Below are 12800 nucleotides of genomic sequence, written 5' to 3' on the forward strand. Positions count from 1 at the left end.
ATCGGGCGACGTGCCCGTGATCGAAGCGCTTGCCGCCCGATCGATCCGCGCACTGCACGCCGGTGCTTACGATGACGCCATCATCAATGAGGCGATCGATCATGCTTACGGCGTGGATTGGCAGCTTGTCCGCGACGGGACTTATTTCGTTGCGGCCATTGCCGGGTCGGTCGTGGGCGCCGGCGGATGGAGCTATCGCCAAACGATTGCCGGCGCGCACGGCCCGGATGACCCACCCGCTAACTTGCTCTCACCGGTCGCTGATGCGGCGCGTATACGGGCCTTCTACGTCGACCCAGATTATGCACGGCGTGGCGTCGGCGTGCTTCTCCTCAGCGCCAGCGAACGAGCGGCGCTCGACATGGGCTTTACGCGCGCGGAACTCACCGCCACCCTCCCGGCGGTGCCCTTCTACGCCGCTTACGGCTATGAACCGGCTGGCAGATATGATTTGGCGCTTCCGAGCGGTAGGCTTCTCGAACTCCGTCTGATGACCAAGCGCCTGATCTTACCCGCTTAGCTCCCCCCAAAGCGCAAGTGTAAGGGCAACTCCTAGCTCGAATTCTTACTGATAATTGCGTCGAACGACCAAGAACCGCCGCCGTTGGCAATCAGCGGCAGCAGGATCGCGGCCCAACTCAAGTGCGTCGACCATGCCCCAGGATAGACGAAGATCTGGATGATGAGGGTCATCGTGAGCAGCGCTAATGCGGACACGCGCGTGCATAAGCCTAAAACTAAGAGAACGGGAAACACATGCTCCGCCGTCGTCGCGGCGACGGCCGCAAGCTCGGGCTGGACGATCGGCAGCGCATATTCGCTGCGGAAAAGCTCATACGTGCCTTCGGTGATGTGGAAAGTGCCGACCACCTTCGTCCGCCCGGAAAGGAAAAAGAGGCCAGCGATGCCAAGACGGGCGATGAGCAGCAGTAGATCTTGCGAAAGAAGGGCAGAAATTTTCCGAGTGGCGCGATCATAAAAAGCAATGGCTGGGGTCATGGCAGCGTCTCCAGAGGCAAGAGCCAGGACGGACGGCGTCCGTCCCGGCTCCGCCGGCTTCAGGCCTTCGGTGAAAGGGACCCGTTGCCCTTTGGCGTCTTGATCGAAGTGCACGTGCCCGCCTTGACGAGCTTCCAGGCATTGCCCTGATAATCGACCTTGGAGGTGCCGGCGCAGCTCGTGCCCGGTCCCGCCGCGCAGTCATTCTTGCCAGCCAGGGAAACACCGTAGCATTTCTCCATGCCCGGTTTTTGCTGCGCCGAGGCGCTGGTGGCGAGGGCGGCAGCGGCGATGGCGATGCCGGCCGCGACGGCTGCGTTGGTCGTGCGCATAGTGATCCTTCCGTTCCGTGGCCTCAGCGCGCAGCCGGTTAAACCGAAGCTGCGTGGTGACAGGAGGAGGCGGGTTGCCCATGTCACGAGGATCAGTTCGAAGGGCCGGCAGACAAGGTTACATCGCCTTGGGCGAAAAATGGCCGCGTCGTGCGTGTAACTTTAGGGCTGCTCAATGCGAACCCGGCATGAGGAGAATAGATGCGGGCTGACGAGGACGTGATGCGCGGGTTGATGATCGATGGGCTCGACGGCGATGCCGGCGCCCATGCGGCGTTGCTGCGCCTGCTCGTCCCGCTCCTGCGGCGTTTCTATCGCCGACGCGTGCGCGGAGCCGATGACGATGTCGAGGATCTGGTGCAGGAGACACTCATCGCCGTTCACATGCGGCGCGCCACATATGATCGCGATCGCGCATTCAGCGCGTGGTTGTTCGCAATCGCGCGCTACAAGATGATCGACCAGTTCCGTCGCGGCTCGCGGCTGCAGCCGCTGGACGGGCTGGAGAATGAACTGATCGTGCAGGATTTCGAGGACGAAGTGGGTGCCCGGCTGGCCGTGGACGACATGCTCGACACGCTGCCGTCAAAGCAGGCCCGCGCGATCCGTGCGACGCGCATCCAGGGCTTGAGCATTGCGGAGGCCGCGCACGCCGAAGGCATCGGCATATCGGACGTCAAGGTTTCGGTTCATCGTGGGCTCAAGGCGTTGATCGCGCGCGTTCACGGGGGGCGGTCATGAATACCGACGAGCTCATCGCCCGGCTCGCGCGCGATACAAAGCCTGTTTCGCGCTGGGCCGCCGAGCGCAGATTGTTCCTCGGGATCGCGTCCGGAGCTGCGATATCCGGGCTATCGATGATCCTGTGGCTGGGTCTGCGCGAAGATCTCGGCGCGGCGATCCACTTGGCGTCCTATTGGATCAAATGGATCTATACGCTGTCGCTTTCCGTTGCCGCGCTGGCGATGACCGTCCAGCTTGCGCGGCCGGACGGCGGGCGGCTGCGCGGCCTGTGGCTTATGGGCATCCCAGTCGTACTGCTGGCAGCGGTTGGCCTCACGGAACTGGTACGCGCGCCGCGCTCGGACTGGCTGGCGATGTGGCTCGGCCAGAGCTGGATGGTATGCCCCTGGCTGATATTGATCTTCGCCTTTCCGATCTTCGGCGGATTGCTTTGGGCGTTCCGCAGGCTGGCGCCGACACGATTGCGCGCCGCCGGCGCGGCTGCGGGGCTTACTGCGGGGGCTTTCGCCGCCAGCGTCTATTGCCTGCATTGCCCGGAGGTGTCGGCAATCTTCGTGCTGACCTGGTATTCGCTCGGGATCCTGCTGGCGATGCTGCTGGGGTCCTTGCTCGGACCTCGTTTGTTGCGCTGGTGAACGATCATCGCGCTGGCAACCCGCGCGACTATGGCAGCCCATTGCCCAAAGTGTCCGTCAGCGACCCGCCTTCGATGTAACCGTTATCGTTGGACTCGCGAATGAGAGGAGCCGCTCAGGCACAACTCTTTCGGAGACTCCCATGATGACCACCACTTTCCGCGCCGGGCTCGGCGTAGCGAGCACCGCAGCTATCGTTGCTATCGCTGCGGCGTCGGCCCCGACTGCCGCCATCGCGCAAGGCGCCGCCAAGACGGTCCACTGTTATGGCATCAACAGCTGCAAGGGCACGTCGGACTGCAAAACCGCCAACAGCCAGTGCAAGGGCCAGAACGAATGCAAGGGCCAGGGCTTCAAGGCGCTTACCGCGAAGGACTGCAAGGCCGAGGGCGGTAGCCTCACCGAGCGGAAGTGACGGTGGCCGGCCCGGCGTTCGATCGCCGGGCCGGTCGATTCTCCGAGGATCCTGCTATGTCCCTATCCCGTCCGAGTTTTGGCCTCGGCTTGCGCCGCCCGCATTATGCCGACTTTCTCGAACATCGCATCGCAGTCGATTTTCTCGAGGTCATTTCGGAAAATTTCATGGTCGACGGCGGTCAGCCGCGTCGAATCCTTCGCGACATCCGGGCGCGCTACCCCGTCGCGCTGCATGGCGTGTCGATGTCGATCGGATCCGCGGATGGCCTCGATGGGGCCTATCTGGCGCGTCTGCGCGCGCTGGTCGACGAGGTCGATCCGCTTTTCGTGTCCGACCACCTCAGCTGGTCTCGGATCGAGGGCTTCAATTCGCACGACCTGCTGCCGCTTCCCTATACCGACGAAACGCTAGACCTGATCACCCCGAACGTCGACCGCGCGCAGAGCGCGCTCGGCCGGACGATGCTGATCGAAAATCCGTCGACCTATATGGACGTCCCGGCGAGCGACATGGCCGAATGGGAGTTTCTGGATGCCCTCTGCGCGCGAACGGGGTGCGGCCTGCTGCTCGATGTCAATAACGTCTTCGTGAGCGCGACCAATCGGGGGTTCGATCCGATCGCCTACCTCGACGGCCTACCGCATGCGCGCGTCCGCCAGATCCATCTCGCCGGCCACAGTCAGGGTGCCGAACTGCTCGTCGACACGCATGATCAGCCGGTACCTTCGTCGGTATGGGACCTGTACGCACATGTGCTGCCGAAGTTGGGACCGGTCGCCACGATGATCGAACGCGATGACGACATCCCCCCGCTGGCCGTCTTGCTTGAGGAGCTGGACTGCGCCCGCCGTATCGCCGGCAGCCGTTTGGCGGAGGCAGCATGACCTTGCTCTCCTTTCAGCGCGACATGCGCGAATGGCTCACGCGTGAGGATGCCGATTCCGCCGCGCGCATCGGCGATGCCGCCGCCCCCGGGCTGCGTGTTCACCAGAACAATTATCGGGCGCAGCTCATGGCCTGTCTCGAAGCCAGCTTTCCCAAGACGCTGGCCTGGATCGGTCACGAGGCGTTTCGCGCCGCGGCGGCCGCGCACATCGACGCGGTTCCGCCGAGTAGCTGGACTCTCGATGCCTATGCTCGCGATTTTCCGGCGACGCTGGCGCGATCCTTAGACGGGGAAACCGAAGTCGCCGAGCTGGCCCTGCTGGAGCTTTCGCTCGAAGAGGTGTTCGTCAGTATGGACAGCGTACCGCTGACGGTTGCCGAGATGGGCGCCATCGACTGGGATCATGCCGTCCTTCGCCTCACGCCAGCGATGGACTTGCTTCCTCTCCGCACGAACGCGGCGGATATCTGGACCGCGCTTGCAATGGAGGAAACGCCGCCGGCTGTGCGCGCCCTTGAGGAGCCAAGCGCGGTGTTGGTCTGGCGACAGGGCCACCAGTCGCGCTTTCGGGCAATCGATCAGATCGAACTTCAATCTTTGGTCCGCGTGCGGGCGGGCGTCGGCTTCGCCACCCTGTGCGCCGACTTGGCTGAAGCCTTCGACGAAAGCCAAGCAGCCGCCATGGCAGGCGGATGGCTGGGGCGCTGGATCAGCGACGGCCTGATCGTAGGCGTAGAGGATGGGGGTATCGTCGAGGCAGCAGGTGTAGCGGGATGACGGGAGCATTCAGGTTCGCGGCTGCGACCGTCCTCTCCCTTGGACTAGCGCAGACAGCATGGGCCGCGCCACAAGTGTCGTCTCATCGGACCACCACCTACCACAAGGTGCAGATCGACGGCGTTGGGATCTTCTATCGCGAAGCTGGACCGAAAGATGCGCCGACCATCGTCTTGCTGCATGGATTTCCGACGTCATCCCGCCAATACGAAACGCTGATCCCGCTGCTTGCGGCCCGCTACCACGTCATAGCGCCCGACTATCCCGGTTTTGGGCAAAGTGACGCACCAGACCCTTCTTCCTTCTCGTATACGTTCGACCGCCTTGCGAAGGTGACCGACGACCTGCTGGCCCGTCTCAAGATCGACCGTTTCAGCTTGTACATTCACGATTACGGCGCCCCGATCGGCTTCCGCCTGATGCTGGCGCATCCGGATCGGATCCACGCACTCATCATCCAAAACGGTAATGCGTACCAAGAGGGTTTAGGGAAGAAATGGGCAGGCATCGCCAAATTTTGGGCTGATCCTGAAGGCCATCCTGAGATTGTTGATACCTTCTTGTCGCTCGAAACGACGATACAGCGTCATGTGGCGGGCAGCACACATCTCGAGCGGTACAATCCTGACGCCTGGCTGAGCGAGTTCGCTCACCTCTCGAAACCCGGTCAACGTGCGATTCAGACGGCCCTGTTATATGACTACAGAACCAACGTGGCGGCTTATCCAGAGTGGCAGGCGTGGCTTCGCGAGCATCAACCACCGACCTTGGTCGTGTGGGGAGCTAATGATCCTTCGTTCATCTCGGCAGGGGGCGCTGCCTTCGCGAAAGACGTGCCGGATGCGGAGATAAACTTGCTCGACGCAGGTCACTTCGCCCTTGACGAGAAAAATGATGAGATCGCCAGGCTAATTCTCGATTTCATGGCCAAACATCCGGAACGATAAGTGAGTGGCTTCACTCTTGATCGGCCAGAGCGTTATATCGCCAAAGCGGCCGGCAGAGGATCGACACGATCTGATAGCACAGAAGGCTTACCGGAATGATTATCGCCAGCTAATGGCTGGCAGTCTTCGAACAGCTCACGGTTCACAGTCGATAGCTGTCCGACACGATGGCAGTACGTCAGTCAGCGGCCTAAAGTGCCGGGAGCTCGGTGCCATCCGGCAGGCGCACCGTGCGCATCACAGAACGGCCGCGACCAGTCCGAGCGACTGGGCCTCATTCGCCTCGATATACCAGTTGGACGGTGCCTTCTCCAGCACCTCGTCCATCGTCACGCCCGACCCACGGATCAGGTTCTCGAAACCCTCGTTCTGGATCGCGATCGAAGTTTCGATCTCGTGCAGCGTCGCCTTCACGGTCGCGATGCAGGTGGTGAGGGGCCCGTCGATCACGAGTTGCTTCGAGAGCTTGCGCTCGTGGACCATCAGTCGAGTGCCGCGAGTAAGGTAGCGGTTCTCGCGCGCGAAGAAACCCATGAACGTCGTGCCCGCCGAGTAGATCGCTGCTTTTCCGAGGAAGACGAAGCGGCGGCCGGGTTCCAGATCGCTGTGGAAGCGCACGTCCTCCCCCATCATGCGAGCGACCTCCGGGTCGCCGCCCAAAGTGGACAGTTCGACGACGATCAACCCTTGGGTGGGAGCGTCCGCCAACTGCGCGCGGAAGCTCTCATACATTGCATAGTCGACGGTGCCCGACAGCATGATTGCGGGATCGCGGAAGTCGGCTGCGGCCAAGGTCTCGGTCATCACGGTCCTGTCTATTAGGTCGGCGAACCAAACGCATGCAGGTCGCATTGGAGCCGCCCAGCGCTTGTCGTTGACGACGCTGATGGATTGGCATCAGCGCAACGGCAGAACGAGCCGCCAGCGCCCGCTGCGGTGAGATTGGTTCCGAACAGACGCGTTCAGTCGTTTGCCGGAGCAGGCTGCCGGACGCCATCATACGGACGCATCCGCGTCAGCCGCCCATTTTTGAAAGCACGAACGCCAGAAGAAAACCCAGAACTGCGATCAGGCCAGAATATTCGTGGGTCGCCTCGGTCGCTTCCGGGATCATGGTGTCCACAAGCATCGACAGGATCGCGCCAGCGGCCACTGCCATGACGGCTGCAACCAGGTCCGGGCTTGCGCCCGCAAGCGCCACGTTGCCAATCATCGCGGCGATGCCGGAGGCTGCGGCAATGCCGCCCCAAACTCCGAAGATGTATGCCGGCCCGCGACCTGCCTTCTTCATTCCGGCAGCGCTCGACAGCCCCTCGGGAACGTTCGACAGGAACACAGCGGCGACCGTGACCGCGCTCACCCCGCCGCCCGCCAGCAAACTGACGCCAATCACGACTGATTCGGGAATACCGTCCAGAAGTGCGCCAATTGCGATGGCCACTCCCGAGTTCGTCTGCACGCCGTCCTGGCTTTCGTTCGGGTTCGAGCCCGAGCGCTTACGGTGGCGGGCGCCCTTGCGAGAAACAAGCACGTTCGCGACGGTGTAGACCAGAGCGCCGCCCAGGAAGCCAAGGGCCGTGGAGGCGAAACCGCCCGTATGAAACGCCCTGTCCATAAGGTCGAACGCTACCGCTGAGATGAGCACGCCCGAACCGATCGCCATGACGCCGGCGATCAACCGCTGTGGCAGGGAGGCAAAATAAGCGATTAAGGCACCGAGGATCAGCGCGGAGCCACCTACAAAGCCCCAAAAACCTGCCTCCAGCACATTCGACATCAGTCTATCCAAATCTGACAAGCCAGGTCGGCAAAACAGCCATCGGTTGCCTTAGCGGTATCAGCGACGAAGCGCTTCCCCATATCGGTTTAGCGGCCGTAGATGGAGATGTCCGTTTCGCCAGTCTCGAAAATCGAAGCTCGGGCGGATATGCCGTAGATCTTGGGCTGAACTGGCGACTTGCTAAGTCATAAGAACTTGGGTTTGGTCCTGATCGCTTCATGCAGCCACCGGGGAGTCAACACCGTGCGGCATGCGCAGAAAGCTTCGGGCGTCGACAAGGTGCACGCCGTCGTCGGTGGCTTTCATCTGGTGAGCCCATGTCCCGAAAACGAGGCCAAGCGGACGGTCGCCGACTTCGCGCGGATCGACCCGGCCTACATCGTGCCGATGCACTGCACCGGGATGTATTCATCCAAGAAGCGATGCGCGTGATGCCCCAGAAGGTCGTACGCCCAACGTTGGTACTGAGTTGGCGTTCTAAATGACCGCGCCATCTCCCAATGGTGTTTTCTCCCCCTCTATCGACCAGCCGCCGGCAAAGTTAGACTGTGGCGGCTCCCGCGCTGTCGCAGCCATCGGCGCAACGAATTGGCGGTGCATGTGGATGACGATGATCGTCTGAACGATCGTTAGACATCCTCGCGCGAAACACTTGGCGGTTGGCATGTTGGCCATTCTGTCGCAGCAGCGCCGCTTGCCGACCTGACCCTCGATCAGGCACATGTGGTGGTGGGGGCCGGGAGCTTCTATGGGCCGATGGGGGCAATCATCTGCGGATCGGAACCGCTGCCGCGGATCGAAGAAGCGATGGGCCGGATCGGCCGACTGTTGAACACGCTGCCGGGATAAGATCCGACAGCCAGACGAAGGGGGAAGCGCGATGCGGCGGGGGATCAAGACTGCCGGGCTGGCCGGGTTTCTATGTGCGACCGTCATGGCCACGCCCTTCGCAGCATCATCTTCACCCGCCGCGCCGGCCGCCGATACGCTTCCGCCGTCTGCGCTCGTCAGCATGTTCACCGACTGGCGCGCCTTCGCCGCCCCTGAACGCAGCGCCGGCGTGGTTGATTTCAGTTCCCCAGCTCTCGCGCGTAAACGCGAGGGGCTATTGCAGATGCGGCAGCGGCTGGCGGCGCTCGACCGGACCGGCTGGTCACCGCATGCCCTGGCCGATGCGCGCCTGATCGAGGCTGAGATGAACGGGCTCGATTTCGATCTGCGCGTGCGTCAGCCGTGGGCGCGCGACCCGAGCTATTACGCGACCGTGATCGGCGAGGAGAGCGACGTGCCGGCGCATGAAGGGCCGCTTGCCGACGCGATCGACCTGTTCGCCTATCGCTGGCCGCTGTCGCGCGGCGATGCGCGTACGCTGACCGCGCGGCTGGCGGGCGTGCCGGTGTTGCTCGATCGCGCGCGCATCTCCCTGGCCGGCAGCCAGGCTGCGGACCTGTGGCGCTATGGCGGCCGCGCCTTTGCCGAGCAGGAGGCGGTATTGACCGCGCTGATCGACGGGACGCTGTCGATGCGGACGCTCGAGGGCCAGCAGAAAGCGAGCTTGGCGGGCGCTCCTGCCGAGCTGCGCCGCGCGGCGATCGCTGCACGCGACGCCACCGCCGCCTTCGGTCGCTGGGTCAAGGAGACCGCGCCGACCAGGACCGGGCCGTCCGGCGTCGGCAAGGCCAATTACGACTGGTACATGAAGAATGTGCAGCTCGTGCCGTTCACCTGGGACGACCAGGTGGCACTGCTGCGGCGCGAGCTCGACCGCGCCTGGGCGAGCCTGAAACTGGAGGAGCAGCATAACGCCGCACTTCCGCCGATCGCGGCGATCGACGACCCGGCCGCCTATCAGGCTTATTCCGCCGCGAAGATGAAGAGCTTCACCGACTTCATCATTGCCAGCGGGTTCGTTCCCGACCGCCCTTATTATCGCGCCGCGCTGGCCGCCCAGACGGTCGGCTACATCCCGTCCGCCAAGCGCAACTTCTTCTATCACGTCACCGCGCTCGACCCTCGGCCGCTTTATTCGCACGACATCCATTGGGTCGAGCTGGCGCGGATCAAGCATGAGCCCAATCCCGATCCGATCCGGCGGGGCGCGCCGCTGTTCAACATCTTCCAGTCGCGTTCGGAAGGCTTCGCCACCGCGTTCGAGGAGCTGGTGATGCATGCCGGGCTGTACGACGATGCGCCGCGCGCGCGCGAACTGGTGTGGATCATGCTGGCCAATCGCGCCGCGCGCGGGCTGGCGTCGCTCTACGTGCAGTCGAATGAATGGAGCCTCGCCCAGGCTGGGCATTTCCACGCGCTATGGACGCCGCGTGGCTGGTCCGATGCGACGAGCGATCTGGTCGGCTTCGAACAGCTGCTCTACCTGCGCCAGCCGGGCTACGGGACGAGCTACGTCACGGGCAAGATGGAACTCGACCGGCTAATCGCCGATGCAGGCCATGCCGACGAGCAGGACGGCGATGCGGTCAAGCGCGTGATGGCGAAGCTGGCCAGCGAAGGCACGATCCCCTTCTCGCTCTATCAGCGCGAGGAGCCGTTAGCGGGGCCGTCGCCGCAGCCGTAACCGAATGCAAGAGATTCGGGGATGCGTCCCTGTATGTAGTCAGCATCATGTCAGTCCCAGGCTCGCCGGATCGATACAGCGCCAACAATAGGCTGGTCTCATGTCGGAGCGGATCGCCCGGACGGTGCCGCCTATTCAGAAAATACTAAAACCAGCCGCTTACTAGACGCGCTTAGCGCCAGAAAATGGTGCCAGAAGAGCTTTCTGCGGGGCAGCCTAAGCAATTGATTTCGCAGTCAAATCATAGACTTGCGAACTCGCCAAGAGCATTAATATCACGATCTGGATTCGTGGAAAAGGCTGGACGTGAATGGACAGGGCGGTTCGCGTCCTTCTGGACAGGGCTGGCTGGGCTTGTGTCCGAAATACGCCCACAAATTTCGGACAGGGCGGGTTGTTGCTCGACATTCGAGCGTCAGTCCGAGTTCCTGGATGGGGCCGGACTCTAGTTGCAGCCCTTACGTTCGCATCGGAGCGCGATCACTTACCCTGTGTCGCCGGCTTGTCGGGCGCGCTGGACGAAAGGCCAGCGCCGCCGTTTGCTGCTGGAGCGCCCGGCACGCGTTTACCGCTTGGCGCCGTCATACCGCCAGCCCCGGCTGCGGAAGCGGCGCCATTGCCGGCAGGCGCCACGGAGCCGGGTGTCGCGGTATTGTCGGGATCCGAAGCATTGGTTGCGGTGTCCGACGTGTCAGCAACGGAGGCACTGTTGTCCTTGCCTGGGTCCGATTGTGCCGAGAAGGCCGGGGTCAGCACAGCAAGTGCGATTAGCGCGATGATGGCGAGGCCGTAAGCCGTGATCGCGGCATCGCGGGTGCGCGTGTAGACTGTCTCAGCTTCGCTCAACGGTTCGGTCGCTAGCGTTTTGAAATCCTCAGGATCGACGAAGCCGTAGAGCTTGATCTGCCACTTGGCCTGCACCTTACGGAACAGCGCCATGAACCGCGCATTGGCAAACAGCACCATGCCGAGGCTGAAGGCGAGATAGATCGCCAAGCCATAGAGCAGCGCATCCGCGAACTCCGCCTCGCCCTTTTCCGGGATCGCAAGCAAAGTGAACCGCCCGAGCACTGCAGCGACGACGACTAGAAGATCGCGCCATAAGGTGCTGGTTAATTCACGAGTCTGGTTAACGACGCGCGTGACGTCATCGGCGAGGGTCTTGCGCAGCTCCTGCAAGGACTTAAGCGTCTCCTTGCTGGCATCGCGGACATGCATGCGGAATGCGGTCTTCGCCGCTTCGAGCGCGCCCGGTGCGCGGTCGGCGAACGTGCTTCCGAACGGTTCTTCACCTGGCCACTCGCGCGCGAGCTCGTAGACGAACAGCGTATGGCGGGTTTCTGCGTCGCGGCCCGAGTTGAATACCCAGTCGGCGGCAGCGGTGACGAGCTTGAAGTCCCGCCTCGCGTCGACCTTATCGAGCGCGGCGATGAGCTTGCGCTTGCGCGGACCGGTCAGCATCACGCGGGTCTCGCCGTCCTGCCGCCAGACCTCGTCCGAGAGCGAAAGAAGCAGCTGCGGGAGAGCAGCATCGCGCCAGGTCTCAAAGACTGGGCTGAGTGTGTTCTCGACCTTATCCTGGGGAGGCACGGCGCCGACCGCCGCCGTCGCGACCGGCGCGCCGGCCGCCGCATAATCGTCAGCCGCTGGCATTTCGATGCTTTTGGCTGGCTGCGGTGGCACGGTCAGAAGTAGGGGGCCGATCGAGAGCGGTACGACCGCGAGCTGATCACGCACAATCCGCCGGGGTACGGGCAACGCCGGCTCGTCACCGGCGGGCGCGTCGGCGACCATCTCGGTCCATGGCTCGAAGCTGCACTGGACAGTCCGAAACGGCGCAAAATCCTCAGCGACGAGCACGCGGCGGGCCAGCGCTGCCTTGTCGCGGTCGCCGAGTAGGACCGCAAGCCCGCGCACGGTCAGGAAATAAAAGGTCGAGGCCGTCGGCGCCTTGATGAAGCTCAGACGCAGCTCGCCGTCGCGCGCCGCCAGCGCGGGGATTAAGACGGTCTCTCCGAGTGCGTCGATCGCCTCGAAGGCGCCGAAGCCCTCGTCGCACCACGCGGCAGCGACCGCAGCCAGTTCATCGCGCAGATCGCCCTCGGGCGTGCCGCGGACATCGAGGCGATCGATGCGCTCGCTCAGCGACCCGCCGCATGCGGCGAGGGCGTCAGCGCTGGCGCGAACGCGGTTCGGTGTAGTCATCCTCGACCCTGATCCCGCCGGTTTCGATCACGATACGCTCGCCGCCACCCGCAAGGGCCTCACGTCGGACGCGGTCCTCGAATTGCCGGTCGTAAATGACCTCGATCCCCTCGTCGGTCACCATGTGCTTGCGCCGCGGCCGGGGCACCGCATCGCGATCGAAATCGAACACCTCGTTCTCGATCCGCGAATTACGTAGTTCCTTGTCGAAGGTTGCGCGCACAGGCGAGTCCTCGGGCAGCGGACCAAACACGGCGGCGAGGAAGGGCTCGCGATTTCCGGGATCGAAGCCGGGCTGCGCTTGGACTGCGTCGTAGACGCGGCGGTTGAGCTGACTCATCACGACTGGGCCTAGAGTGCCGGCATGTTTCCGCGCGGTCCTTTTGGCGATATCGGACAAGGTCGTGGTGAGCTGGTCGGCCTGGAATCGGCGCCGCGCACCGAGAAACCCCAAGAAATAGCGGGTGATCTTGCTGGGCGCGACGCGGTCGCGCACCGAGAG

Annotated in this window: 15 protein-coding genes; 9 read left to right on the top strand and 6 right to left on the bottom strand. The window is 63.2% G+C overall.

Features of this window, described 5'->3' with window-relative positions:
- Window positions 1–16: 16 nt before the first annotated feature.
- A complete protein-coding gene (locus tag ACOJSF_RS09430) occupies window positions 17–520 on the top strand; it encodes a GNAT family N-acetyltransferase (protein ID WP_420141956.1) in 504 nt (167 codons plus the stop codon).
- Between the two features lie 32 nt (window positions 521–552).
- On the opposite strand, the gene ACOJSF_RS09435 is transcribed toward ACOJSF_RS09430, so the two are convergent.
- The gene (locus ACOJSF_RS09435) at window positions 553–999 is read right to left on the bottom strand and encodes a DoxX family protein (RefSeq protein ID WP_420141957.1); all 447 of its coding nucleotides are present in this window, start codon (window positions 997–999) and stop codon (window positions 553–555) included.
- Between the two features lie 59 nt (window positions 1000–1058).
- Window positions 1059–1331 carry a DUF2282 domain-containing protein gene (locus ACOJSF_RS09440; protein ID WP_420141958.1) on the bottom strand — a complete coding sequence of 91 codons (273 nt, stop codon included), beginning with the start codon at window positions 1329–1331 and terminating at the stop codon, window positions 1059–1061.
- A 201-nt stretch (window positions 1332–1532) separates the two neighbouring features.
- Between ACOJSF_RS09440 and ACOJSF_RS09445 the strand changes: the two genes are divergently transcribed.
- The 6 genes from ACOJSF_RS09445 to ACOJSF_RS09470 all read left to right on the top strand — a co-directional run bounded on the left by ACOJSF_RS09445 (window position 1533) and on the right by ACOJSF_RS09470 (window position 5738).
- Window positions 1533–2072, top strand: coding sequence for a sigma-70 family RNA polymerase sigma factor (locus tag ACOJSF_RS09445; protein ID WP_420141959.1), 540 nt, complete (start codon window positions 1533–1535; stop codon window positions 2070–2072).
- Entirely contained in the window at window positions 2069–2710 is a 642-nt protein-coding gene (locus tag ACOJSF_RS09450; protein ID WP_420141960.1) for a DUF1109 domain-containing protein, read from the top strand. Before ACOJSF_RS09445 ends, ACOJSF_RS09450 begins: the two co-directional genes overlap by 4 nt.
- Window positions 2711–2852: 142 nt before the next feature.
- Window positions 2853–3125 (top strand): hypothetical protein, encoded by a 273-nt coding sequence (locus ACOJSF_RS09455; protein WP_420141961.1) that lies wholly within the window; start codon window positions 2853–2855, stop codon window positions 3123–3125.
- A gap of 56 nt (window positions 3126–3181) precedes the next feature.
- Window positions 3182–4012, top strand: a complete 831-nt coding sequence (locus tag ACOJSF_RS09460; protein WP_420141962.1) for a DUF692 domain-containing protein — start codon at window positions 3182–3184, stop codon at window positions 4010–4012.
- Window positions 4009–4791 carry a DNA-binding domain-containing protein gene (locus ACOJSF_RS09465; protein WP_420141963.1) on the top strand — a complete coding sequence of 261 codons (783 nt, stop codon included), beginning with the start codon at window positions 4009–4011 and terminating at the stop codon, window positions 4789–4791. Before ACOJSF_RS09460 ends, ACOJSF_RS09465 begins: the two co-directional genes overlap by 4 nt.
- Before the next feature lie 107 nt (window positions 4792–4898).
- Window positions 4899–5738 carry an alpha/beta fold hydrolase gene (locus ACOJSF_RS09470; RefSeq protein ID WP_420141964.1) on the top strand — a complete coding sequence of 280 codons (840 nt, stop codon included), beginning with the start codon at window positions 4899–4901 and terminating at the stop codon, window positions 5736–5738.
- Window positions 5739–5975: 237 nt separating this feature from the next.
- Here the strand turns inward: ACOJSF_RS09470 and ACOJSF_RS09475 are convergent, their stop codons facing one another.
- The gene (locus ACOJSF_RS09475) at window positions 5976–6542 is read right to left on the bottom strand and encodes a peptidase S14 (RefSeq protein ID WP_420141965.1); all 567 of its coding nucleotides are present in this window, start codon (window positions 6540–6542) and stop codon (window positions 5976–5978) included.
- Between the two features lie 211 nt (window positions 6543–6753).
- The gene (locus ACOJSF_RS09480) at window positions 6754–7515 is read right to left on the bottom strand and encodes a ZIP family metal transporter (RefSeq protein WP_420141966.1); all 762 of its coding nucleotides are present in this window, start codon (window positions 7513–7515) and stop codon (window positions 6754–6756) included.
- Between the two features lie 204 nt (window positions 7516–7719).
- On the opposite strand from ACOJSF_RS09480, the gene ACOJSF_RS09485 reads away from it, so the two are divergent.
- Both ACOJSF_RS09485 and ACOJSF_RS09490 read left to right on the top strand, forming a co-directional pair.
- Window positions 7720–7950, top strand: a complete 231-nt coding sequence (locus ACOJSF_RS09485) for a hypothetical protein (RefSeq protein WP_420141967.1) — start codon at window positions 7720–7722, stop codon at window positions 7948–7950.
- Between the two features lie 448 nt (window positions 7951–8398).
- The gene (locus tag ACOJSF_RS09490) at window positions 8399–10093 is read left to right on the top strand and encodes a hypothetical protein (RefSeq protein WP_420141968.1); all 1695 of its coding nucleotides are present in this window, start codon (window positions 8399–8401) and stop codon (window positions 10091–10093) included.
- Window positions 10094–10573: 480 nt separating this feature from the next.
- On the opposite strand, the gene ACOJSF_RS09495 is transcribed toward ACOJSF_RS09490, so the two are convergent.
- Complete coding sequence (locus tag ACOJSF_RS09495) at window positions 10574–12298, bottom strand: hypothetical protein (RefSeq protein WP_420141969.1); 1725 nt, start codon at window positions 12296–12298, stop codon at window positions 10574–10576.
- Window positions 12264–12800, bottom strand: a 537-nt coding sequence (locus ACOJSF_RS09500; RefSeq protein ID WP_420141970.1) for a hypothetical protein, incomplete at its 5' end; no start/stop codon positions are given. The genes ACOJSF_RS09500 and ACOJSF_RS09495, both read right to left, overlap by 35 nt.

Origin of the sequence: Sphingomonas sp. (genome assembly GCF_048594985.1) — a bacterium.
In the GTDB taxonomy this organism is placed as follows: domain Bacteria; phylum Pseudomonadota; class Alphaproteobacteria; order Sphingomonadales; family Sphingomonadaceae; genus Sphingomonas_I.

Excerpts from the sequence above, each read along its gene's own strand:
- ACOJSF_RS09480 (WP_420141966.1), bottom strand. The coding sequence starts at position 7,515 with ATGTCGAATGTGCTGGAGGCAGGTTTTTGGGGCTTTGTAGGTGGCTCC.
- ACOJSF_RS09440 (WP_420141958.1), bottom strand. The coding sequence starts at position 1,331 with ATGCGCACGACCAACGCAGCCGTCGCGGCCGGCATCGCCATCGCCGCT.
- ACOJSF_RS09435 (WP_420141957.1), bottom strand. The coding sequence starts at position 999 with ATGACCCCAGCCATTGCTTTTTATGATCGCGCCACTCGGAAAATTTCT.
- ACOJSF_RS09465 (WP_420141963.1), top strand. The coding sequence starts at position 4,009 with ATGACCTTGCTCTCCTTTCAGCGCGACATGCGCGAATGGCTCACGCGT.
- ACOJSF_RS09490 (WP_420141968.1), top strand. The coding sequence starts at position 8,399 with ATGCGGCGGGGGATCAAGACTGCCGGGCTGGCCGGGTTTCTATGTGCG.
- ACOJSF_RS09450 (WP_420141960.1), top strand. The coding sequence starts at position 2,069 with ATGAATACCGACGAGCTCATCGCCCGGCTCGCGCGCGATACAAAGCCT.
- ACOJSF_RS09495 (WP_420141969.1), bottom strand. The coding sequence starts at position 12,298 with ATGACTACACCGAACCGCGTTCGCGCCAGCGCTGACGCCCTCGCCGCA.
- ACOJSF_RS09460 (WP_420141962.1), top strand. The coding sequence starts at position 3,182 with ATGTCCCTATCCCGTCCGAGTTTTGGCCTCGGCTTGCGCCGCCCGCAT.
- ACOJSF_RS09445 (WP_420141959.1), top strand. The coding sequence starts at position 1,533 with ATGCGGGCTGACGAGGACGTGATGCGCGGGTTGATGATCGATGGGCTC.
- ACOJSF_RS09455 (WP_420141961.1), top strand. The coding sequence starts at position 2,853 with ATGATGACCACCACTTTCCGCGCCGGGCTCGGCGTAGCGAGCACCGCA.
- ACOJSF_RS09475 (WP_420141965.1), bottom strand. The coding sequence starts at position 6,542 with ATGACCGAGACCTTGGCCGCAGCCGACTTCCGCGATCCCGCAATCATG.